Origin of the sequence: Mycobacterium sp. E1386, from assembly GCF_001672745.1 — a bacterium.
GTDB lineage: Bacteria > Actinomycetota > Actinomycetes > Mycobacteriales > Mycobacteriaceae > Mycobacterium.
Window position 1 is genome coordinate 13,802 of sequence record NZ_LZKH01000261.1, and the last position, 21,882, is coordinate 35,683.

The following is a 21,882-nucleotide window of genomic DNA, read 5'->3' on the forward strand; positions in this document are numbered from 1 at the left end:
ATTGGCTCGGTTAGTGGTTTCGTCTCGTCAAATCGGTTCCCGCGGTGACTTGTCCAAGCTGCGGAGCGCCTCTGCGCGCGTTGTGGCCGCCTCCGTCATCATCCCGATGTCAGTCCCCGCCGAGATGAATCGCAATCCCAGTCCCACGAACCGCCTGAGCAGTTCAAGGGACTTTATTCCGGCCATCCCGAGCGCCACGCCGTGACTACGACAAGCCGCCGCCACCGATTCTACTGCACACTGGAAATGTTCATTCTCATACTGCCCGTGGATGCCCATTTCGGCCGTTAGATCGCTCGGTCCGACGAGGATCATGTCGATGCCTTCGACCGAGGCAATGGATTCGGCTGCACCGACGGCCTCCGGCGTCTCGATCATCACGGCCACGACCGTGCGTTGTTCGAGCACCTCCACCAGTTGCGGCGCCGCGCGCTGCTGGAATCCGCTGACCGCATTGGGGCCCGAGATCGACCGATGGCCGATCGGTGGGAACCGCGCGGCGTGGACGATGGATTCGGCCTCGGATTTTGAATTTACATGCGGGACAATGACTCCAACCGCCCCACCATCCAATACTCGTGCAATGACAGTAGGGTCGTGCGACGGCACCCGCACCAAACCGGAGATCCCCGCTCCGAGTGCGCTCATGCAAAGCATTTGCGCGCTTTCCAACGACGTGGATGTGTGTTCGAGATCGACATACACGGCGTCGTACCCGCATGCCGCCGCGACCGCGGGAACATCGGGGGTGCGTGAGTTGAGCAGAGCCAGGCACAGCACAAGCGATTGCCCCCGTAGGGCGTCCCGCAGCGCCGTCGTCATAGGCTCACGGTAGCCGACCGAGAATGTGGTTTCCATATTTCTGCGAACTGCCGTTATCGAGCGGACGACGGTGTGATAACCATGAGCTATGCCGTCGAATCGCGTCGCCATCGTGGGCGCAGCCCTTTCCGACTGCGGCCGCGTTCCCGACAAGACCGCCATGGCGCTGATGGCGCAGTCCTCGCGGCGTGCGGTTATCGATGCCGGCCTGACGAAGCAAGACATCGAAGGGTTCGGCGCTCATGGGGCGTTACTTCCGCCGGTCGAAGTCAGCGAGTATCTCGGCCTACAACCCGACTGGGTCGACGCGACCAATGTCGGAGGATCCTCGTGGGAAGTGATGGCGAGCCACGCCGCGGCCGCGATCGCGGCGGGCGAAATCGAGGTCGCCTTGCTGACCTACGGGTCCACCGCGCGCTCGGACGTCAAGCGCCGAGTGCGCGCGTCCGCCGCCGTGATGGGCACCGGCGGCGCCCTGCAGTATGAGGCGCCTTACGGGGCGACGTTGATCGCCAAGTACGCCATGGCAGCCAGGCGCCACATGATCGAATTCGGCACGACCGGCGAACAATTGGCGGAAGTCGCCGTCGCCGCCCACGAGTGGGCCGCCATGAACGAGATCGCGTTTGAGCGCGACCGCATCACTGTCGCGGACGTCGAGGCCGCACCGATGCTGGCCGACCCGTTCACCTCCAAGCATGTGTGTCTGCGCACCGACGGTGGTGGCGCGGTCGTCCTCGCGAGTGAACGGGTGGCGAAGGATTGTGCGAAAGAGCCGATCTGGATTCTCGGGTCGGCCGACGCGACATCCCACGTGAGCATGAGCCAATGGCCCGATTTCACGACGTCGGCCGCCGCCCGCTCGGGCCCTCGGGCATTCGCGCAGGCGGGTGTCGCTCCGGCTGACATCGATGTGTGCCAGCTCTACGACTCCTTCACGTCCACTGTGCTGCTGACCGTGGAGGATCTCGGCTTCTGCGCCAAGGGCGAAGGTGGACCATTCATCGCGTCCGGTGCGCTGCGCCCGGGCGGGGCGCTGCCAACCAACACCGACGGAGGCGGGCTCGCCTCCTGCCATCCCGGTATGCGCGGGATGTTCCTCATGGTCGAGGCGGTCCGGCAGTTGCGGGGCGAATGCGGACCGCGCCAAGTGAGCGGGGCCAATTTGGCCTGCGTCCACGCGATGGGCGGCTTCTTCACCCACAGCGCCACGATGATTCTCGGGAGGCAGTGATGACCGCGCCCGATCGGCCCACGATCGACACCGACGGCCAAGCCTGGTGGACCGCCACGCAAGGCCGCAGGCTGATGGTCAACCATTGCCGCTCATGCGGCCGGGTCTCGCTGTACGCACGACCCTTCTGCCCGCACTGTTGGTGCGAGGACGTCGAGCTGACGTCGGCCACCGGGCGCGCGCGGCTGTACACCTGGAGCGTCATCCGCCAGAACGCCGCGCCCTTCGACACCCGCACTCCCTACGTACTGGCCATGGTGGACCTCGAGGAAGGACCACGGCTCATGACGGTCGTGGAGGACTGCGCTGTCGAAGACCTGCGCGCAGACATGGATCTGGTGCTCGCTTTCCGCGAAGACGACGACGGATTCGTCGTGCCGGTTTTCCGGCCCGAAACCGCCTAGAATCCGGTGACCGCGCCCGTCAACCCGTAGTGGCGAGACGGTCGGCGATCAGCCGCCGTCGCCCGGCCGAGCGCGCGTCGAGCTTGGTCCGGTCGATCTTGCCGTTGGCATTGACGGGCAGCGGCTCGTCCCACAACACCAGCTCTTCTGGCAGTTTGTATTTCGGCAGGCCCTCGGAGAGGAGAGCTTCGGCGACCTCGGCCAGTGTCATCTCGACGTCGGGCTCGAGGACGATTGCCATAGTCAGCCGCTCGCCTGTGGTGTCGTCGGCGACCGCATAGGCGGCACATTCGCGGACCCCAGCTATCCGCGACACCGCCTCCTCCACTTCGGCGGCCGGGATCTTCAGCCCGTTGCGGATCACGATGTCCTTGATCCGGCCGACGATGCGCACCCGCCCGCCGACAATCTCCGCCACATCGCCGGTGCGGAACCACTCGCCGTCGAACGCCAGCTCGTCGTCGGCGGCATCGGTATAACCGAGGAAAGTGTGCGGACCCTTGATGCAGCAATCGGTGGGTTCGGCTTCGGATCCGATGCGGACGTCGACGTCGTCGAGCGGCAGTCCGTCATCGGCATGGCGCACGATCCGCGGTTCGCCCCGCAGACCGGACGTGCTGACCGGCACCTCCGAGGACCCGTACGCACGCATGACGACGATGCCGAAATCGCGTTCGACGCGTTCGACGATCCGCCGATCCAAAGTCGTGCCACCGAGATAGACCGCGCGCAGCGGGACCGCGGCATCGCGCGCGGCGGCCTCGTCGAGTAGGCGGTCGAGCAGCCGGTCGGGGCCGCCGTACCAGGTCGCACCCGAAGTGACCAGCAGGTCACACGTCGCCGACGGGTCCCAACGGTCCTCGAGGATCACCGGTATCGCGAGCATCGGACCGATGAACAACGCTTGCACTACCCCGGTGACCGAGGCGAGCGGGCTGATCAAAAAGATCCGGTCTTCTGCGCCCAGACCTGCTGCCGCGACGTAGTTCGCCGAAGCCTTGGCCAATGTGCTCAGCGAGTGGATCACGCCCTTGGGTCGAGACGTCGTACCCGAGGTGTAGAGCACGATGGATGGTTCGTCGGCGGGCCGCGCAGGGCGCGGCGATTCGGCGCCCACGCGGTCACCGTCGCCAAGTTCGATCCAACGACAAAGCCCGGATAGTTCGGGCTGGCTGATCGTGGTCCAGTTGGGCGCCGCGCCGACCGGCGCTCGGGTGCGGGCGATGATGTCGGCGAGTTGCTTTGGCCCGGCGCTGCGCGGCACGAGCAGGACCAGCGCGTCCACCCGCAGTGCCGCGTGGACCGCGACCACCGAGTCCACGTCGTTACCGACCACCAAGACGATCGCGCCGCCCCGGACGGCGCCGGCGTCGGCCATGGCCAGGGCGGCGGAATCGATGCGCTTGTCCAGCTCACCGTAAGTGAGCTCGGCGCCTCGGTCCACCACGGCGGGGCGGCCCGGATGCCGCGCGGCAGCGGACCGCACCATGTCAACCGGGTCCCCGGTCCAGAAGCCGGCCGCGCGGTAGCGGTGCCGCAGCGCTTCGGCACGCCGCTGCGCACGCCACAGCAATTCAGTGGGGCCGGTCATGGATGTCCTTCCGATGCAAATTACTGCTCTCGATTCAGTAAATGTAACCTCTCACGCATGGAGTCAATGACTTTCGATAATCAGGTGGCCATCGTCACCGGTGCCGGTGGCGGGCTTGGCCGCTGTCACGCCCTCGAGCTGGCCCGGCGTGGCGCCCGAGTCGTGGTGAACGACCTGGGCAGCAGTGTGGACGGCAGCGGCGCGTCGACGTCGGCGGCCCAATCCGTCGTCGACGAGATCACGGCCGCGGGTGGCAGCGCGATCGCCAACGGTGACTCGGTGGCCACCGAGGAGGGCGGCGCGGCGATCGTCGCGGCGGCGATGGACGCCTTCGGTCAGGTGGACATTCTGGTCAACAATGCGGGAATTCTGCGCGACGCAGCGTTCAAGAACATGACCGCCGAGCAGGTCGACGCGGTCATAGCGGTACACCTGGCCGGCGCCTTCAACGTGACACGGGCGGTGTGGCCGATCATGCGGGCGCAGAATTACGGACGAATCGTTCAGACCACTTCTGGCACTGGGCTTTTCGGCAATTTCGGCCAGGCAAACTACGGCGCCGCGAAGATGGGCCTCGTCGGCATGATGCACGTCCTCGCCATCGAGGGTGCCCGCAATGGCATCGCGATCAACGCGATCGCCCCCATCGCGCGAACGCGGATGACCGAGGACATCATGGGTGAGGCCGGCAAGGCCATGCATCCCGAGCTTGTCACCCCTGTGGTGGTCTACCTGTGCCATCCGACGTGCGACCGAACCGCGCACATCTACTCGGTCGGCGCCGGGAAGGTGTCACGGGTGTTCATCGGCGTCACCAAGGGAATCGAAGACACCGCCTTGACCGCCGAGTCCGTGGCGTCGTCGATCGACGAGATCGACGACAGCGCCACGTTCACCATTCGGGGCGGACCCACCGCCGCCTAGCGGGAGCCGGTCAGCGACCGAGAAACTTGGGCTCTCGACGTTCCGCGAACGAGGCGAGGCCCTCTTGGAGGTCGGCGGTGTGCGACACCACCTCCTGGGCCCAGGCCTCCTGCTCGAATGCGCGGTGTCGATCCGACTCCGACGACACCGACAACAGCCGTTTGGTCAGGGCCAGCATCACCGTCGGGCCCGCCGCCAGCCGTACCGCGAATTCCTCGGCGACCGCGCGGGTGTCTTCCGGTGCGGTCACGCGATTGACCAGCCCGAGCTTCTCGCAGGTGGCGGCATCGACCGGTTCACCGAGCATCAAGAGTTCGGTGGCCTTGCGCAGACCGACGATTCTCGTCAGGAGGTGGATGGCCCCCGAATCGGGCAGGATGCCGCGGTGCACAAACGCCTCAACGAGCTTGGCCTGCGCCGACATCACCACCAGATCGGATGCCATTACCAAGCTGGCGCCGGCGCCCGCCGCCGTACCGTTGACGGCGGCCACGACAGGTTTGTCGCAATCCAGCATCGAGGAAATCAATCGCTGCCAGCCTTGCTGGAGCATGCGAGCGATGTCACCGGGCCGCTTGTCCGCTATGGGTTTCGATTGCGGATCAGCGCTTGCCGTCTGTGACGGCAAACCGGCGCCGGTACAGAAATGCCGGTCACCCGTTGCGCTCAGCAGCACGGCACGCACGTCGGACCGGTCATGGGCCAGGGTGAAAGCATCGTTGAGCGCCTGACGTGCGAAGGGCGACAACGAATTTCCGGCATCAGCGCGGTCGATGGTGATTCGTAGTACCCCGTCGTCGCCGACGGCCACCAGGATGCCCGATGTTTGCTCGCTCATATCCTCATCCCTGCGTTAACGGCGTTTCCGCTTTTCGGGTATCTTAATTTCCATGCCGGAAACCGGTCAGATTACCGACGAGGGGTTGGCCCGGTTGCGGGCCACCATCGGGATCACAGTTCCGCACACTCAGCCGCCGCACTACTTCAGACCGAACGAAGACTGCTTCCGCCACGTGGCGGAGAGCTACGGCGACGCCAACCCGTTGTGGACCGACGCGGAGTACGCCGCCAAATCCGTATGGGGCGAGTCGATCGCGCCACCCGCGCTCGTCGGGGGCGACACCTTGATAGGTGAGGACGAGGTGACCACGCTCTCCGACGAAGACCGCGCGCTGACCAAGGGTGACCCCTTGCGCGGCGTTCACGCCTTCTACGCGTCCTCGTCGCGTGAGTGGTGGGCGCCGCTGCGGGCCAATCATCGCGTTTTCCGGCGCAACGCTCTGGTCGCGGCCCTGGACAAGAGCAGCGAATTCGCCGATCGGGCCATCCACGAGTGGTCGGCACAGGTGTTTCGAGACGACGAAGACGTCATCTTGGGTGCGCAGTACCGCAACATGATCCGCACCGAACGCAGCAAGGCACGCGGCCGCAAGAAGTACGAGGCCGTCGAACTGAAGTCGTGGACGCCGGACGAGATCGCGGAATTGGACGAGAGATACGCGCGCGAAACCCCGCGTGGCGCCGAACCGCGATGGTGGGAGGACGTTGCCGAGGGTGACGACATCGGCGCCCTGACAAAGGGACCGCTGACGGTCACCGACATGGTCTGCTGGCACGTCGGCATGGGGACCGGCATGTATGGGGTGCGGCCCCTGCGACTGGCATGGCGCAATCGGCAGCGCATCCCCCGTTTCTACACGCCCAACGAATACGGTGTGCCGGATGCGCAGCAGCGCGTGCACTGGGAACCGGAGGCAGCCCGCAATGCGGGTAACCCCACCACCTTCGACTACGGCCGGATGCGCGAGACGTGGCTCATTCATCTGTGCACCGACTGGATGGGTGACGACGGCTGGCTGTGGAAGCTCGCCTGCGAATTCCGGCTCTTCAACTACGTCGGCGATCTGCACACCATCACCGGGACGGTGGTCCGCAAGTACCTCGCCGAGGACGATCGTCCGGCCGTCGATCTCGAGTTGGCGGCGACGAATCATCGTGGCCAGATCACGGCGCCGGGCACGGCCACGATTCTGCTCCCCAGCCGCGAACACGGACCCGTCCGACTACCCGATCCCCCTGGGCGGGCGACCAACCTCGCGGACCTGCTCACCGCCGTGGCCGCACGATTCGCCGAAACCTGAGCCCATGACTTACGACAGCGTGCCCGGTCTCAAGGCGGAACAACACGGTGCGGTCTTGCAATTGAGGTTGGACCGCGAGGATCGCCGCAACGCAGTCAACGACGTCATGCTCGACGCGATGATCGCGCATTTCGCCGCCGCGGGTATCGACGAGTCCGTCCGCGTCATCAGGATCGACGCCGCGGGACCCGACTTCTGCGCCGGGTCCGACCTGATCGCCAACAACACCCGCTCCGAGCGAAAGCCCAGGGTGGGCAGCACACAGCGCCGGCTGCCCAACAAAGCGAACCGGTTGATCCCGTTGATGCTCGAGACTCAGGTGCCCATCGTGTCCGTAGTGCGGGGCTGGGCCGCCGGGCTCGGATTCCACATCGCACTGGCCTCCGACTTCTGTGTCGCCGCCGAGGATGCGCGGTTCTGGGAACCGTTCATGGCCCGCGGTTTCACCCCCGACAGCGGCGCGGCCTGGCTGCTGCCACGTCTGATCGGCCTGGTCCGCACCCGGCAGCTGCTGATGCTGGGCAAGGAGATCACCGGAACCACCGCTGCCGAGTGGAACATCATCCACGCCGCCGCCCCGGTCGACGAATTGGAGGCCGCGGCAAGCGAACTGATTGCCGGCCTTGGTGATGCGCCCACGGTGGCGCTGGGCCTCACCAAGTGGCTGCTGCACAGCGGCAACGGCCTCGACCTCGACCGGCACCTGCAGAACGAGGCGATGGCGCTCGAGTTGTCGAGCCGCAGCGAGGATTTCAAAGAGGGGCTGGCCGCCTTTCGCGACAGACGTGACGCGAAGTTCCAAGGGCGTTAGACGATCATGAGCCCGCTGCCGATCAGTGAGACGACCAGCGCCGCAGATGCGGTCGCCGCGGTCGAGCAATGGGTCGACAGGGAGGTACCCGCCTCCTGGCGCAGGGCAGCCGCCGAGGGTCCAGCTGCTCTGCGTGCGGTGCGTAGCGCCACAGAGTATCGACAGTGGTATCCGGTCTTCGCCGCGTCCGGTCTTGTCGTGCCGACCTGGGCGCGGGAATACGGCGGTCTGGGTATCGGCAATGAGGTCGCCCGGGCGATCGATCAGGTATTGCGCCCGCTGCGGCTGTCCCGGCTGAACCCGTTGGGGCTCAACAATGCTGCGGCAGCGCTGTTCAGCCACGGCACCGAAGAGCAACGGCTGCGCTTCCTGCCGCCGATCGTGCGCAACGAGGAGAAATGGTGTCAGCTCTTCAGCGAGCCGGGCGCCGGGTCGGACCTCGCATCGTTGGCAACGCGGGCGGTTCGGGACGCGGACGAGTGGGTGATTTCGGGCCAAAAGGTTTGGACTACGTGGGCCGACGAGGCCGCCTTCGCGATCCTGCTCGCGAGAACCGATCCGGAGGCGCCCAAACACAAGGGCATCACATACTTCCTGCTCGACATGCATCAACCCGGCGTCGAGGTCCGACCGCTACGCCAGATCACCGGCGAGGCGGAGTTCAACGAGGTCTTCATCGACAATGCCCGGATCCCTGACGCGCACCGGGTAGGCGAGGTCAACGACGGCTGGCGGGTCAGCGCGTCGACGTTGTCCAGCGAGCGACAGATGGTTTCGGGCTCCGGCTCTGGGGGCATGGGCCGGCTCGGTGGCTCCGGCGCCGACCGCCTGATCGTCCTGGCGCGCGAGACCGGCCGATGGAGCGATCCGGTCGTCCGGGACAAGATCATGCGGTTGTGGGCCCAGGAGCAGATCCGTGGCTGGACCAATGACCTCGTCAGGGCGGCGCTTTCGGCCGGCCAGTCCCCGGGAGCCGCATCATCGATCGGCAAAGTGCACCAGGCCACGCTGAACCAACAAATCCAGGACCTCATGGTGGATTTGCTGGGAACCGACGCGGTCGCTTGGCCGGCGACCGACGACCCGGACTCCCTGCCCCGCGATGTTCACGGCATGCTGCGCAGCCTCGCGAACGGGACCGAGGGAGGCACCACCGACATCAACAAGAACATCCTGGGCGAGCGTGTGCTCGGGCTTCCCAGGGAGCCCGACCCCTGGAAGGGCAAGCCTTGGAAGGATATTCCGCGCTCGTGAGCACTTACCAGCGGTTGATCGTGGAGAAGTCCGATGGGATCGGCTGGCTCATCCTGAACAGGCCGGACGCGGGCAACGCCTTCGATTCGTTGATGCTCGACGAACTGGAGATCGCCTGGGCCGACCTGGATGCCGATCCCGGTGTCCGGGTGATCGTCAACACGGCCAACGGCAAGGCGTTCTGCACCGGCATGGACGTGGTGCAGGTTGCGCGCAACAAGGAGGCGATGCGCCGGCATTCACGTCGGACCCGGGACGCGGAGCTCAAGATTTCGTCGTGGCACTGCGGAGTGTGGAAGCCGGTGATCGCGGCCGTCAACGGTGTTTGCGCGGGCGGCGGTCTGCATCTGGTGGCCGACGCCGACATCGTGATCGCGGCCGAGCAGGCGTCGTTCGTCGACCCGCACGTGTCGCTCGGCCAGGCCGTCGCCTATGAGGCGATCACGCTGCTTCGCAAGTCACCGATGGAAGCAATTACTCGAATGGCGTTGAGCGGCAATGGCGAACGCATCTCGGCACACCGCGCCTACGAGTTGGGCATCGTGTCCGAGGTGGTAGCCGCCGATCGCCTCCGCGCCGCGGCGGGGCGGCTCGCCACCGCGATCGCCGAAAATTCGCCGACCGCTTTGCGCGCCACCAAGAAGGCGTTGTGGCGTTCCCTGGACGTCGGCATGACGCAGGCCCGTGGGGAGGCCGCCGAGCGGATCTGGCAGCTCCGCAATCACCCGGATCACGGCGAGGGCGCCAGGGCATGGCGCGAGAAGCGCACGCCGCGGTGGCACCCGTTGTCGGACACGGTGGAAGCGTCATGACATACCAAAGGTTGGTCGTCGAGCGGCGCGGGCCGGTCGGCTGGATCATCAACGACCGGCCGGAACGGCTCAACGCCTACGACGCCGTGATGCGCGAGGAATTCCCCAGGGCGTGGGCGGAACTGAACGCCGACCCCGATGTTCGCGTGATCGTGCACACCGGCAACGGGCGGGCGTTCCAGGTGGGCGCCGACGTCGAGGAGCTCGACGGCGAGGCCGTGCTGCAGTTTCAGGAGACCATGCGCACACTGGACCTCAAGTTGACGGCGTGGCACTGCAATGTCGAGAAGCCGGTCATCACTGCCGTCAACGGGGTGTGCGCCGGCGGCGGGCTGCACTGGGTGGCCGACGCCGACGTCGTCATCGCGTCGTCGGATGCGAGCTTCGTCGATCCGCACGTGTCGATCGGTCAGGTCAGCGCCTTGGAAACCATCGCGCTGATGCGCAAGATGCCGGCCGAGGCCGTGCTGCGGATGGCTCTGGTAGGCAGCCACGAACGGCTCAGCGCCCAACGCGCGTACCAGCTCGGCATGATCAGCCAGGTCGTGGATCCGCCCGAAAAGCTGCGCGACGTCGCCCAGGAGCTGGCCGAGAAGATCGCCAGAAACTCGCCCGCCGCGATGCGCGCCACCAAGCGTGCGCTGTGGGGCGCACTCGAATACGGCCTGACCGATGCGTGCCGGGAAGGTGCGAAGCACCTGACATCGATGTGGGGCCATCCCGACCAGAACGAGGGCCCCCTTGCCTTCGCGGACAGGCGAACTCCGAATTGGGCTCCGTTGGAGGCTGATTCGTGAGTCTCGCCGACCTGTTGAACGGCCTGCCGGAGGTCGCCGTGCACGTGCTGGGTGCCGACAAGAACGCCGTGTCGCGTGACGATCTGGTCACCAGTGCCGACCAGCTGGGCGCGCTGCTCACCGAGTGCGGACTGACGCAGGGCCAGGTCGTGGCCGCCATGCTGCCCAACGACGCGATCACCGTCGCCGCGCTCTTCGGCACGTGGCTGGCCGCCGGGGTGTACACACCGCTGAACCCGAGGGCGGCCGACGCCGAGCTCGCAGCCCAGCTGAAGACATTGCGTCCCGTTGCCGTCATCACGACGCCCGCCCTCGCGCAACGTTTCTCGACCTTTGACATCTCGGTCATCACCGGCGATGCATTGGCCTGGGCCATTACGCGAAAGTGCGACCAACCGGCAGCGGCACGGCCCTACGACGGCGATGTGGCACTGTTGCAGTTCACCTCCGGCACCACGGGCCCGCCGAAGCCGGTGCCGCTTCGGCACACCACGGTGCTCGACCTGATCGACCGGCTGTTGGCGAAACTTCGTGGGACGAAAGCCACTACCGACGCACCGAAGCGTCCGCCGATGCCGAACCTCGTGCCGTTGTCGTTGTCGTTGTGGGCGGGTATCTACCAGGTGCTGTTCGCGTTCCGGGCGGGTTCGGGCGTGGTGCTGATGGAGCGATTCTCCCCGTCGGACTTCGCCGCGCTGGTTCGGCGGCACCAATTGCGATCCACGGTACTGCCGCCTGCGGCGCTCACCATGGTGTTGCACGACGACTCGGTCACCGACTTGTCGCCGCTGAAGATCGTGCGGTCGATCACCGCTCCCCTGTCACCCGTTCAAGCTGCCCGCTTCAGGGACAAGTTCGGGGTGATCGTGCTGAACTCCTACGGCCAAACGGAACTCGGCGGTGAAGTGGTGGGCTGGTCGGCAGCCGATGCCCGCGAGTGGGGAGAGACCAAACTCGGCTCGGTGGGGCGGCCTCTGCCCGGCATCGACGTCACCATTGCCGATGACGAGGTGATGGTGCGCACGCCGACGACGGCGGCGCGCAACATCGATCCGGCGTTCCTCGACCGGCTCACGGATGACGGCTGGTTTCACACCGGCGATTTGGGCTGGTTCGACGACGACGGGTTCCTCTGGCTCGACGGCCGGGTGTCCGACATGATCAACCGCGGCGGTCTCAAGGTTTTTCCGGGCACCGTCGAAGACGTCATCCTCGCCGCCGGCGGGGTGCGGGATGCCGCCGTCGTGGGCATCCCCGATGAGCGGCTCGGCGAGGTGCCTTGGGCATTCGTCGTGCGACGTGATCAGGCCGTGACAGAAGAGAGCCTCACCGAGTGGTGCCGGGATCGATTGACGCCGTACCGCGTGCCTGTGCGATTCGTGTTCGTCGATCGGCTGCCGCGCAACGACGTCGGCAAGGTGGTCAAGCGTGAGCTCGCCGCCATGGCCAATGCGTGAACCTGAACCGGCAAATCACACATTTAGATAATCCGGATTCTCTAAATTGAGAATGCTGCTAACATTCTAGGAAGGTTTGCGTTCGAACCCAGCGACCGCCGGAGTCAGGAGCCAGGGATGTGATCGAGGAATTGGTGCGGATGGCGGTCACCTGGGGTGTCATGTGCGCACTGGTCGCCTTCTTTTACTGGATGTTGTCGAACATCGGCACGTTCTGACCGCAGCGGTGGGCCCCTCCCGGATCCCTCCGGCAGTGCGGACAGCGCTTGCGCGAGATCGCCGAGGTGCGCATGGCCTCACCCGCATTTGACCAGCAAGGAGGAATCAGCGCGGTGGACGAACAGGATCGTCGGCGTCGACGCGGGCTCATCGTCTTCCAGGTCTGGATATACGGCGTGCTGCTGACGATGTTTCTCATCCAGCTTTCGATGTTGCTCACCAGAGATTGGTAGCCCATGCGATCGCCCTCTGCGAAGTCATCTCGCGGTGAACCCCACTTCGCTTCATCGCCTTTGGACGAACATGACCTTCAGAGCCGTCGGGCACAACGACGGGCGGATCTCTGGCTGATAGCGGGCACGGCACTGATGGGCACCCTCGTGCTCGGCGTCGTCGGGCTCCCCCTCTTCTTGCGCGGCTTGTACCTGTTGCGCAATGCCCAACGCGAAGGGCTGTCGGTGCGTCCGCTGATGGTCACGCTCATCGGCTACGTCATCATCCTGGACGCGGCGCTGAACAGCATCGGCTGGGCGCTCGACTTGTTCGCCAATCACGCCCTGATCACCCGCACCGTGTTCACCGCGTGGGGGAATCTGATGGATGGGGGATATTTCTGGCACTACAACGAACTTTGGATCGGAGGTGCGGGTGCGCCTGGGGAGAAGGCGTGGGTCCTCGTGTGCGTGCTCATCGCCTTTCCCATGCGGATGGCCGCGGCGATCGGCTTCCTGCAGATGAAGCGGTGGGGCCACCAGTGGATGATTGTGACGTGCTGGTTCGGCGTGGTGGTGTGGACCGGCTACATCTTCAACATGACGTTGTATGCCGATGTCCGCTACGCGGCGGTGGGCCTGCCGGTGCTGGCCTGGTGGGCCTACAACGTCTTTTACATCACGCCGTTCCTTGCGATCCCCTACCTGCACACCGTGAATCGGGAAATCTTCTCGGACTGAGTGATCCGGAAAGGGCCAATGGTGTCTGAATCAACCGTGCAAGCGAGCGCATCGGCCGAATCGCTGCCTCCCGGCACGACCTCGACCTGGGCGCGGATGCATAAGTGGCTCAAGCGAGGCCTGTTCGTCTGCCTGTTCGGGTTGGTGATCGAGGGGTCGCTCACCGTTCCGGTGATCGCGGTCTGGTATGGCTGGCCCACGCTTTCGCTCACGCAAATCTGCAGCGAATTGCTGAAGGTGCGCTACTCCGACGACACACTCGAGTGCACGCAGCCCTACCCCATCGGCGGGCCGCCGTTCGGCGGCGCCCCCGAAGCGGCTGGGCAGCACACCGCGAAGGACGACTGGGGAGTACAACCCCACCCGCGGTACAACCGAATCGGCTTCCGCGAACTGGTGACGATCCACGATGAGCGGATCGCACGGCAAGCGAAGGCGCCTTCGGCGCCAAAACCGTAGGTCAGTGCGAACATGACAGCCCCGCACGTCATCGGGCGCAGCGATGCCGTCTCGTGGGCGATCGCAGCGAGTCTCAAATCAGTGGTCCACGACATCGACGAATCGACTCAGCCGGAGTCGGACAACGTCGTCATCGTTGCCGGAGTCGATCCATTGCTCGAACCAACTCACGTCGGCACTTTGAGTGCGACCGATTGGCGCCGATTCGCCGAACGTCCGATGCGTCAAGTGCTGAATGCGTTACAACGGTCGTATTCCTCGATGCACCAGAACGGCGGACGGATCGTCCTGGTGATGCCGTCCATCGGAATGACCGGGGCACCATACCTCGTCCCGTACACCACCGCGCTCGAGGGCATCCGCGCGATGGCCAAGTCCGCCGCCCGCCAATGGGCTTCTCAACACGTGATCGTCAATATGGTTGCCGCCCCGCTACATCTTTTCGAGCCCCGACTGAGCGCATCGGCCGGCCACGTGACCGCGGCCGCGCTCCAGGACGATGACGCGCTCATCGAATCGATAGTCGAGACGGCACGATTCCTGCTCAAGCACGAGGTCGCGGGCCTCGTGGGCGAAACCGTCATCGTCGACGGCGGAGCCGTGATGCTCCCATGACCCTCAACGGTTACACCGTGCTGGTCACCGGAGCCGGTGGCGGTGTGGGGCGCGGCATCGCCCGCGCGCTGGCGATCGACGGCGCGCACGTCTTCGTCGCCACCCGATCGGAGAACGGAAGGTCCGTCGCCACCGAGATCGTCGAGGGCGGTCATCGAGCGGGCTGGGTCCGCTGTGATGTCACCGTCAGAGAGTCCGTTGTCGGCGCCGTCGAGGCCGCGGTGAATGACACCGGGCGTCTCGATGCGCTCATCCACAACGCCACATGCAACGCATCCAGCCAGCCGCACCACCTTGAGGACGTCGATGAGGCGTTGTGGCAGGACCACATCGGCGTCTCGGTGACCGGCGCCTATCACTGCGCAAGCGCGGCCTTCGAGGCACTGCGCGAACGCGGAGGGACCTTCTTGGTGATGACCTCGCCCGCAGGTATCGAGGGCAGCGCCACGCTGCCGCTATACGCCTCCATGAAGGGCGCACTGCGGGGCTTTGCGAAAAGCCTGGCGCGCGAATGGGGATCTCATGGCATCACCGTCAACGTCATTTCACCGCTTGCATATTCACCCGCGATGACCGCAGCCATCGAAGCAGACCCCGCAATGGAGGAGCGGCTTGCGCGACGCATCCCACTCGGCCGCATCGGCGATCCGCAGATCGACATCGGTTCGGCCGTCACTTTTCTCGTGGGTCCGCGCGCCCGATACCTCACCGGACAGACCATCGGGGTCGACGGCGGGCACTTCACCAACCTCTAGGACGTCGTTGAAATCGGTCTCGTTCTGGGTAAAGCCGCGCACCTCATCGGCGCTCCATCATGTCACCGACCTTGCGACCGGCGGCCGTTCTACGATAGCTTTCAATGCGAGAACGCCTACTCTCGCTGATTGGTAGTGGCGTTACCAATCGACGCCCCGCCTATCGCTTGATGGAACATCGATGAAGCGCAAGGCGATTTTGGCCGGTTTGACAGCGTCTCGAAAGGAACCACGATGCCCCACCCCAAGGCGTTCGAAGTGTGGGATGCGGACAATCACATGTACGAGACGATCGACGCCTACACGCGGTATTTGCCGGAGAAGTACTCCGAGGCGCTGAAATTCGTCGACGTCAATGGCCGCACGAAACTCCAGATCCTCGGCGTGATCACCGAGACCATTCCGAACCCGACCTACGAAGTGATTCCCACCCCAGGTGCATGGGCCGACTACTACCGCGGGATCAACCCGGAGGGTAAGAGCCTGCGCGAACTTGCCGAGCCGATCCGCTGCCCGGACGAGTTCCGACGCCCGGACCTGCGTTTGGCTTTGATGGACCGCCAAGGCGTCGACGGCGCGCTGATGTTTCCGACGACGGCGGGCATGCTCGAGGAGCGGACGAAATCCGACACGGAGCTCACCCATGCGGTCACCCACGCATTCAACCGCTGGCTGCTCGACGACTGGACGTTCAACTTCAAGGACCGCATCTACCCGGTCCCCGCGATCTCGCTCAACGATCCCGCGAAGGGCGTCGCGGAACTCGAGTGGTGCCTGGACAACGGCGCCAAGACGGTGCTGATCCGGCCGGCGCCGGTTCCCCGGGAGGACGGCACGTCGCGGTCAGCCGCCCTGCCGGAATTCGACGAATTCTGGCGGCTGGTTGAGTCCTCGGGCATCTCCGTGCAGATGCACAACTCCGACTCCGGGTACGACCGCTACCTGTCCGACTGGGAGAGCGGCGAGGAATTCCAGGGCTTTCAGCTGACCAAGTTCCGCGGCTTCATCTATGAAGAGAGCCGCCACATCTTCGACACGCTAGCGGCGTTCATCGCCCACGGGGTGTTCGAGCGGTTCCCCGGACTGCGCATCGGTGTGGTCGAGAACGGCGGGTCATGGGCCCAGCGCCTGATGGATGTGTTCGATCGGGTGTACCGCAAGAAGCCGCGCGAGTTCAGCGAGCACCCCTGTGACGTCTTCCGCAGGCACGTGTGGGTAAACCCCTTTCACGAGGAAGACATGTCGCACCTGATCGACATTCTCGGTGCAGATCGGGTGATGTTCGGATCAGACTATCCGCATCCGGAGGGACTCGCCGAGCCCGCCGACTTCGTCAAGGAACTCGAGACCCTTCCCGCGCCCACCACGGCGCGAGTGATGGGAGCCAACCTCAAGGAACTCATCGGCCTCTAGCCGCGTTCCTTCGAGCGCTTCGGCTTCCGGGGCGACATCCGCGCGGATACCGCCCATTAGGTGGGCCAATCACTTACCGACTACCGTACCGACCCCGTAACTCCGTCTTGAGCAACTTGCCGGTAACGTTGCGAGGAAGCGCGTCAACGATTTCCAGTTGTTCCGGCGTCTTGTGCTTGCTCAATCCTTGAGCTTGACAATGTTCGAAGATCGATGACAGCGTCACCTCCGCGCCGGGGTGCGCGACGACAACCGCGCAGACGCGTTCTCCGGTTCGCTCGTCGGGCACGCCGATCACCGCGACGTCCGCCACCGACGGGTGGCTGGCCAGCACGCCCTCGATCTCCAGTGCCGAAATGTTCTCGGCGTTGCGGATGATCGCGTCCTTGATCCGCCCGGTGACGACGACATTGCCGTCGTCATCGATGCGACCGAGATCGCCTGTGCGGAACCAGCCGTCGTCGTCGAACGCCTGGGCATCCATGGAGGAGTCGACGTAGCCCAGGAAACACGGTGGCCCCTTGAGCCGCAGTTCCCCTTCGACGCCGCGCGTGACTTGTCGCTCTGACGCGTCGACAACGCGTACCACAACGCCGGGAACCGGTTTGCCGACGGTGTGATCCAGCAGCTCCGCAGGCCCGTTGGGCGCCTGCGAAGTGGCGACCGGGAACTCGGTCAGGCCCCAAGAATTAGCCACGCCGTCGACTGAAAACAGCTGCCGCACTTCGCGACCAAGCTTGGGGGTGATGGGCGCACCGCCGCCGACACATCCTCGCAGATCGGGATAGAGCGGCTCGGCACCGTGTGCGCGCTGTGCCGCCATGAACGCAACGAAGAACGGGGTCGCGCTGCCCAGCAGAGTCGGGCGATGCGCCGCGATGGCGAACGGGGTCTCAACGGGATCGAATGCGTCGAACAGCACGAGTCGCATGCCGGTGCGCAGAGCCGCGGCGAGCATGGCGGCGCCGCCGATGTGCGAAACCGGAAACGCGATGGGGTTGACGTCCCTGCTGGACGCCCCGACGATGCCGACCACCCCGGCCGAACCCGCGATGACCGAGCGGTCGCAGTGTCGTGCGCCTTTCGGTGCGGCCGTCGTGCCCGACGAATAGTAGATCCACCGCGGATTCTCGGTGCCGGTCGGCGGCGGAGGCAGCACCCGCGGATCGCCCGCCGGCAGCCGAAGCCCGCCGGTGATGGGCGCGTCGTGGTCGAAGACTATGACCGACATTCGCCTCTCACGGGCGAGGCGGTGCGCGAGCGACGTGTGGTCGAAGTTACGCCACAATCCCGGCACGATCAGCACCTCTGTACCGAGTTGCGTTATCACGAACTGTAATTCGCTCTCGCGCCAGATCGGCAGCACCGGGTTCTGAACCGCACCTAGCCGCGCCAGTGCCGCCATGACGACCATCGTCTCCAGCGTGCTCGGCAGCTGCCATGACACCACGGTGCCGGCACCGATACCGCGCTCCGCCAAGGCCGCCGCGCACGTCACGGCGGCCTCCCGCAGCTGTGCGCAGGACAGCTTTCGCCCGTGATCGTCGGCGAGGACCACCCGTCCGGGATGCGCCTGAGCTGCGGCCTCGATCAGCGACCAGTAGGTCTGCGCGACGGGATGGACGGTCACCGGCTCGGCAAGTGCAGTCTGCGCTTGGCGAGGATGTTGCGCATCATCTCCGAGCTGCCACCCGATATCGTGTACGCGCGCGACCACAGCCAGCATTCGCGCAAGCGTTCTTTCGCCTCCCGCACATCGTCGTCTGCGGCCGCGACGACCGTCGCAGACGCCGCCAGCCGAGCGCCGTACGCCGCGACCCGGTGATAGGTCTCGGCAAAGCTCAACTTCGCTATCGAGCCGTCTCCAGGCTGTTCGTCACCCGATGTCAGCCGGTCCACGTGGTCGTCGATGAACGCCTTGGCCACTTCGACCTCGACGGCCAACTCGGCGACCTGCTGGCGGATGTCACCCGAGTCCAGCGCTGGCGCGCCGTCGATGAGCGAGTAATTGGCCGCGGTGACCAGATCGTCGATCAACAGTTCGAGCAGGATGACGTTCCCGCCGATGCCGAACCGTTCAAAGTCCAGGCCCGCCATGATGATCGACCAGCCCTGGCCTGCTTCGCCGATCAGGCTGTCCGCCCCAAGCGTGACTCCAGTCAGGAAGACCTCGTTGACCTCGATCGCGTCGCCGATCGTCCGGATCGGGCGAATCTCGATACCCTCTGCGGACAGCGGCACGGCGAAAACCGACAGGCCGTGATGCCGCGACGAGGCCGGGTCGGTGCGGATCAGGGCGAGACCCATGTCGGCCCAGTGCCCGTCGGTAATCCACGTCTTCTGCCCGTCGATGAGCCAATCGCCATCGGCTTGCTGCACGCCGCGGCTGCGCACTGCGGCGATATCGCTGCCCGCATCGGGTTCACTGAGCAGTTGGCACCAGACGTGCTCGCTGCGCCGAATGGGCGGCAACAGCCGTTGCTTCTGCTCGTCGGATCCAAAGTGCAGGAGGACGTGCGCGGCGAGGTTCACTTGGTCCACCGGGCGTGGCGCCCTGGCGCGGAGGACCTCCTCGCTCACGATGCGGTCGTGCAGCGGGTGGTGGTCGTCGCGACCGCCGTATTCGACCGGCCAGTCCGCGCCCGCTAGCCCCGCCTCGAAGAGGCTGGCGAACCAGGTGCGCAGCAGGGCTTCTTGTTCGGGAGTCTCTGGCGCCCGGTGGCCTTCCCGCGCTTCGATCGGCGGTGCATGTTGGGCGATGTGCGCCCTGACCCGGTCCCTGAAGTCGGCCAGCTGCGCATCGCTGGGCCGGCTCCCGAATACGCTCACCAACCCGACACCTCCGCCAGCAGCGCGCGGCTCGATCGCGCCGTGCCGATCAGATGACCGTTGTCGAACACGCGACGCAGCTCGTAATGCAGTGGGTACTCCCAGGTGAATCCGATACCGCCCGAGAGTTGCATGCACTCGTCGACGGCGGCGGTTGCGTGGCCGGCGACGAACGCATGCGCCGCCGCCGTCAGCACTGACGCCCGTTCGTCGGCCGCAGCGACTGCCCGCGCGGCCCGCATGACGATGGCGCGCGCCTTGACCTCGAAGACCAGTAGCTCCACGAGCCGGTGCTGAACCGCTTGAAAACTCGCGATCGGTGCTCCGAACGCGACGCGCTCCTTGAGGTATGCCGTCAGCCGCTCAAGGGTCATCGACACCGCGCCCACGGAGTCGGCGGCAACCAACAGACGAGCGACGGCGACCAGTTCGTCGGCCCGGTCGGGGGATCCGATCACAGCACTGCGCACGTCGGTGAGGTCGACACGCCACACCGTTCTGGTGACGTCGAGCAGATCCACGTCCCGTTCGAACCGGGCCCGATCCAGGTCACGCAGTAGGTGAATTCCGTTGCTTCCCACCAAGAATACGGCGTCCGCCTCATCACCGCGGATCACCCGCGCGGGCTCGTCGAGGGTCGCGAAGCCGCCCGTCGCCGTGCCGGTGAGCAGCCCGGGCAACCACTGTTCCCTGACGTCCTCGGGCGCGGTGGCAAGCGCCGCGGCGCCCATCGTGGTTCCGAACCACGCCGACCCGTCCTGCGCTCGCCCGAGCTCCTCGGCCACCACGCAGGCCTCGACCGGACGCCAGCCGGCGCCGCCCATCGCCTCATCGACGAGCAGACCGGTCCAATCCATCGCCGCGAGGTCCTTGACCGTTCCCCTCTCGCCGCGCTCGGCCAGGAAGTCCCGCGCCGACGCTCTCAACAGCTCGAGGTCGACGTCCTCGTCCGCCATCGCGCTATTAACTGGGGGTGAGCAGTTGGTGGGCGTTGTCGCGCATGATCCGCCGCTTGGCGGCGTCGTCGAGGGGATCGAGCAGTCTGGCGAATTCGGCCGGCTCGGCGAGGCCTTCGGCGTGCGGGTAATCGGACCCCATGACCAGGCAGTCGTCGTATCCGAGCCCCGCGACGACCGCCGGGATGTCGTCCTCGGGATACGGCACTACGCGGACATGACGGCGGAAGATCGCTGACGGCCGCTCCGTCAACTTTCCGCCGATCCATGGACCGTTACGGCCCATGCCGCGGCTCTTGTCCATGTGCCTGACGAAGAACGGCACCCATTCCGCGCCGTGTTCGGCGACGAGGACGTTCAGACGGGGGAAACGACCGAAGAGGTTGTCGAAGATGAGCGCGGACAACGTCTCCTCGATGGGCCGTTGCCCGTAGATGTTCATCCACTGCCACGCCGACATGTGCCACGAGGCCGGATCGGGGTTTTGTCCCCATGCGGGTGAGATCGCGTCGAAATACCAGAACGGCATGATGTGGAAGACCAGGACGCAGCCGGCCTCCTCCAACCGCGCGTAGACGGGGTCGAAGTAAGGGTCGCCCGGGGACCGGCCGTAGGCCGGCCCGGTCGGCAGCAACACGAACTTTGCGCCCTGCGCGATGATCGCCTCCGTCTCTGCGATCGCAGAATCCAAGTCGCGCAACGACATCAGCGCCGTGGCGTAGATCCTATCTTCGTAGTTGAAACCCCACTCCTCATCAAACCATCGGTTGAACGAGCGCAGATTGGCATAGAGCGCGGGTGTGTCATTGACATAGTGCTCGGCCGCCAGCGCCATACCGCTTGGGTAGATGACCATACGCTCGATGTTCTGGTCCGCCATGACGGCCAGGCGTGCCGCACGCTCGATGAATTCCGGTTGCATGGGCTGCGGCTCGTAAGACTCCTCGGGGTTGCCCGATCCCATTTGCTTGAGCATCTCCTTGAGCGAGCCGGGCCGGTAAGCGACGTCAAGTCCCAGACCGCCCTCGCTGTTGAAGGTGGCCACGCGGTGCCCCGCCAGGATTACCTCGACGCCGTCGGCTCCCCGCACGGTGGTGATCGCCCGATCCCGGAATTCCTCCGGCAGATAGCGGGTGAACGCGTCGCGCGTCTCGTAGCAGTGGGTGTCACAGTCAAAGATGCCGTAATCCAGTTTCGTCGTCGTCACCGCTTCGCTCCTTAGCGAGAATACAAATTCTCTAATCTCAAGAAACATACTATCCTGATTCGGCAATGGCCATCCCGGCTGGCCGGCCGGAGCGCTTGCGCACAGGCCCACCAACTCGAGTGCGACCGCGCAGAGGAGACATGGCACCTTCACAATCGCTGGCGGACAACACGATCGAACCGGCGCCCACGCGCATACGGGTTCGTTCTGATTCCGTGACGCGGCTGCA

Annotated in this window: 22 protein-coding genes; 15 read left to right on the forward strand and 7 right to left on the reverse strand. The window is 65.4% G+C overall.

Annotation, left to right across the window (positions count from 1 at the left end; all coding sequences use genetic code 11):
* Window positions 1–27: 27 nt before the first annotated feature.
* Window positions 28–858 carry an HpcH/HpaI aldolase/citrate lyase family protein gene (locus A5709_RS26540; protein WP_068011901.1) on the reverse strand — a complete coding sequence of 277 codons (831 nt, stop codon included), beginning with the start codon at window positions 856–858 and terminating at the stop codon, window positions 28–30.
* Window positions 859–910: 52 nt separating this feature from the next.
* Between A5709_RS26540 and A5709_RS26545 the strand changes: the two genes are divergently transcribed.
* Both A5709_RS26545 and A5709_RS26550 read left to right on the forward strand, forming a co-directional pair.
* Entirely contained in the window at window positions 911–2,056 is a 1,146-nt protein-coding gene (locus A5709_RS26545; protein ID WP_068011902.1) for an acetyl-CoA acetyltransferase, read from the forward strand.
* Window positions 2,056–2,460 (forward strand): Zn-ribbon domain-containing OB-fold protein, encoded by a 405-nt coding sequence (locus A5709_RS26550; protein ID WP_068011903.1) that lies wholly within the window; start codon window positions 2,056–2,058, stop codon window positions 2,458–2,460. Before A5709_RS26545 ends, A5709_RS26550 begins: the two co-directional genes overlap by 1 nt.
* Before the next feature lie 19 nt (window positions 2,461–2,479).
* On the opposite strand, the gene A5709_RS26555 is transcribed toward A5709_RS26550, so the two are convergent.
* Window positions 2,480–4,000: a class I adenylate-forming enzyme family protein gene (locus A5709_RS26555; protein ID WP_082953524.1), complete on the reverse strand. Its 1,521-nt coding sequence runs from the start codon at window positions 3,998–4,000 to the stop codon at window positions 2,480–2,482.
* A gap of 108 nt (window positions 4,001–4,108) precedes the next feature.
* On the opposite strand from A5709_RS26555, the gene A5709_RS26560 reads away from it, so the two are divergent.
* Window positions 4,109–4,975, forward strand: a complete 867-nt coding sequence (locus tag A5709_RS26560) for an SDR family NAD(P)-dependent oxidoreductase (protein ID WP_068011905.1) — start codon at window positions 4,109–4,111, stop codon at window positions 4,973–4,975.
* Window positions 4,976–4,985: 10 nt separating this feature from the next.
* On the opposite strand, the gene A5709_RS26565 is transcribed toward A5709_RS26560, so the two are convergent.
* Window positions 4,986–5,813 (reverse strand): enoyl-CoA hydratase/isomerase family protein, encoded by an 828-nt coding sequence (locus A5709_RS26565; protein WP_068123687.1) that lies wholly within the window; start codon window positions 5,811–5,813, stop codon window positions 4,986–4,988.
* Window positions 5,814–5,865: 52 nt separating this feature from the next.
* On the opposite strand from A5709_RS26565, the gene A5709_RS26570 reads away from it, so the two are divergent.
* From A5709_RS26570 to A5709_RS26625, 12 genes are all read left to right on the forward strand, one after another.
* Window positions 5,866–7,116: a hypothetical protein gene (locus A5709_RS26570; protein ID WP_068011907.1), complete on the forward strand. Its 1,251-nt coding sequence runs from the start codon at window positions 5,866–5,868 to the stop codon at window positions 7,114–7,116.
* A gap of 4 nt (window positions 7,117–7,120) precedes the next feature.
* Window positions 7,121–7,927: an enoyl-CoA hydratase/isomerase family protein gene (locus A5709_RS26575; RefSeq protein ID WP_068011908.1), complete on the forward strand. Its 807-nt coding sequence runs from the start codon at window positions 7,121–7,123 to the stop codon at window positions 7,925–7,927.
* A 6-nt stretch (window positions 7,928–7,933) separates the two neighbouring features.
* On the forward strand, window positions 7,934–9,181 hold the full coding sequence (locus tag A5709_RS26580; RefSeq protein ID WP_068011909.1) for an acyl-CoA dehydrogenase family protein: 1,248 nt from the start codon (window positions 7,934–7,936) through the stop codon (window positions 9,179–9,181).
* On the forward strand, window positions 9,178–9,993 hold the full coding sequence (locus tag A5709_RS26585) for an enoyl-CoA hydratase/isomerase family protein (RefSeq protein ID WP_068011910.1): 816 nt from the start codon (window positions 9,178–9,180) through the stop codon (window positions 9,991–9,993). The genes A5709_RS26580 and A5709_RS26585 overlap by 4 nt, the downstream gene beginning before the upstream one ends.
* A complete protein-coding gene (locus A5709_RS26590) occupies window positions 9,990–10,790 on the forward strand; it encodes an enoyl-CoA hydratase/isomerase family protein (protein WP_068011911.1) in 801 nt (266 codons plus the stop codon). Before A5709_RS26585 ends, A5709_RS26590 begins: the two co-directional genes overlap by 4 nt.
* On the forward strand, window positions 10,787–12,247 hold the full coding sequence (locus tag A5709_RS26595; protein ID WP_068011912.1) for a class I adenylate-forming enzyme family protein: 1,461 nt from the start codon (window positions 10,787–10,789) through the stop codon (window positions 12,245–12,247). The genes A5709_RS26590 and A5709_RS26595 overlap by 4 nt, the downstream gene beginning before the upstream one ends.
* Window positions 12,248–12,513: 266 nt before the next feature.
* Window positions 12,514–12,699, forward strand: coding sequence for a hypothetical protein (locus A5709_RS26600; RefSeq protein WP_068011913.1), 186 nt, complete (start codon window positions 12,514–12,516; stop codon window positions 12,697–12,699).
* A gap of 60 nt (window positions 12,700–12,759) precedes the next feature.
* The gene (locus tag A5709_RS26605; RefSeq protein WP_068011914.1) at window positions 12,760–13,419 is read left to right on the forward strand and encodes a hypothetical protein; all 660 of its coding nucleotides are present in this window, start codon (window positions 12,760–12,762) and stop codon (window positions 13,417–13,419) included.
* Between the two features lie 18 nt (window positions 13,420–13,437).
* The gene (locus A5709_RS26610; protein ID WP_068011915.1) at window positions 13,438–13,878 is read left to right on the forward strand and encodes a hypothetical protein; all 441 of its coding nucleotides are present in this window, start codon (window positions 13,438–13,440) and stop codon (window positions 13,876–13,878) included.
* Between the two features lie 12 nt (window positions 13,879–13,890).
* The gene (locus A5709_RS26615; protein ID WP_068011916.1) at window positions 13,891–14,493 is read left to right on the forward strand and encodes an SDR family oxidoreductase; all 603 of its coding nucleotides are present in this window, start codon (window positions 13,891–13,893) and stop codon (window positions 14,491–14,493) included.
* Window positions 14,490–15,248, forward strand: coding sequence for an SDR family NAD(P)-dependent oxidoreductase (locus A5709_RS26620; RefSeq protein ID WP_068011917.1), 759 nt, complete (start codon window positions 14,490–14,492; stop codon window positions 15,246–15,248). The genes A5709_RS26615 and A5709_RS26620 overlap by 4 nt, the downstream gene beginning before the upstream one ends.
* Window positions 15,249–15,482: 234 nt before the next feature.
* Entirely contained in the window at window positions 15,483–16,661 is a 1,179-nt protein-coding gene (locus A5709_RS26625; RefSeq protein WP_068123690.1) for an amidohydrolase family protein, read from the forward strand.
* 73 nt (window positions 16,662–16,734) lie between these two features.
* Here the strand turns inward: A5709_RS26625 and A5709_RS26630 are convergent, their stop codons facing one another.
* Genes A5709_RS26630 through A5709_RS26645 form a run of 4 tightly spaced genes read right to left on the reverse strand, consistent with a single transcriptional unit; the run spans window position 16,735 to window position 21,653 of the window.
* Window positions 16,735–18,291: a class I adenylate-forming enzyme family protein gene (locus tag A5709_RS26630; protein ID WP_068011919.1), complete on the reverse strand. Its 1,557-nt coding sequence runs from the start codon at window positions 18,289–18,291 to the stop codon at window positions 16,735–16,737.
* A complete protein-coding gene (locus A5709_RS26635; RefSeq protein WP_068011920.1) occupies window positions 18,288–19,490 on the reverse strand; it encodes an acyl-CoA dehydrogenase family protein in 1,203 nt (400 codons plus the stop codon). Before A5709_RS26635 ends, A5709_RS26630 begins: the two co-directional genes overlap by 4 nt.
* Window positions 19,487–20,446, reverse strand: coding sequence for an acyl-CoA dehydrogenase family protein (locus tag A5709_RS26640; protein ID WP_068011921.1), 960 nt, complete (start codon window positions 20,444–20,446; stop codon window positions 19,487–19,489). The genes A5709_RS26635 and A5709_RS26640 overlap by 4 nt, the downstream gene beginning before the upstream one ends.
* Before the next feature lie 7 nt (window positions 20,447–20,453).
* Window positions 20,454–21,653, reverse strand: coding sequence for an amidohydrolase family protein (locus A5709_RS26645; RefSeq protein ID WP_369806139.1), 1,200 nt, complete (start codon window positions 21,651–21,653; stop codon window positions 20,454–20,456).
* Window positions 21,654–21,882: the final 229 nt, after the last annotated feature.

Coding starts and splice junctions, on each gene's coding strand:
- A5709_RS26540 (WP_068011901.1), bottom strand. CDS start 858: ATGGAAACCACATTCTCGGTCGGCTACCGTGAGCCTATGACGACGGCG.
- A5709_RS26545 (WP_068011902.1), top strand. CDS start 911: ATGCCGTCGAATCGCGTCGCCATCGTGGGCGCAGCCCTTTCCGACTGC.
- A5709_RS26550 (WP_068011903.1), top strand. CDS start 2,056: ATGACCGCGCCCGATCGGCCCACGATCGACACCGACGGCCAAGCCTGG.
- A5709_RS26560 (WP_068011905.1), top strand. CDS start 4,109: ATGGAGTCAATGACTTTCGATAATCAGGTGGCCATCGTCACCGGTGCC.
- A5709_RS26565 (WP_068123687.1), bottom strand. CDS start 5,813: ATGAGCGAGCAAACATCGGGCATCCTGGTGGCCGTCGGCGACGACGGG.
- A5709_RS26570 (WP_068011907.1), top strand. CDS start 5,866: ATGCCGGAAACCGGTCAGATTACCGACGAGGGGTTGGCCCGGTTGCGG.
- A5709_RS26575 (WP_068011908.1), top strand. CDS start 7,121: ATGACTTACGACAGCGTGCCCGGTCTCAAGGCGGAACAACACGGTGCG.
- A5709_RS26580 (WP_068011909.1), top strand. CDS start 7,934: ATGAGCCCGCTGCCGATCAGTGAGACGACCAGCGCCGCAGATGCGGTC.
- A5709_RS26590 (WP_068011911.1), top strand. CDS start 9,990: ATGACATACCAAAGGTTGGTCGTCGAGCGGCGCGGGCCGGTCGGCTGG.
- A5709_RS26610 (WP_068011915.1), top strand. CDS start 13,438: ATGGTGTCTGAATCAACCGTGCAAGCGAGCGCATCGGCCGAATCGCTG.
- A5709_RS26615 (WP_068011916.1), top strand. CDS start 13,891: ATGACAGCCCCGCACGTCATCGGGCGCAGCGATGCCGTCTCGTGGGCG.
- A5709_RS26620 (WP_068011917.1), top strand. CDS start 14,490: ATGACCCTCAACGGTTACACCGTGCTGGTCACCGGAGCCGGTGGCGGT.
- A5709_RS26625 (WP_068123690.1), top strand. CDS start 15,483: ATGCCCCACCCCAAGGCGTTCGAAGTGTGGGATGCGGACAATCACATG.
- A5709_RS26640 (WP_068011921.1), bottom strand. CDS start 20,446: ATGGCGGACGAGGACGTCGACCTCGAGCTGTTGAGAGCGTCGGCGCGG.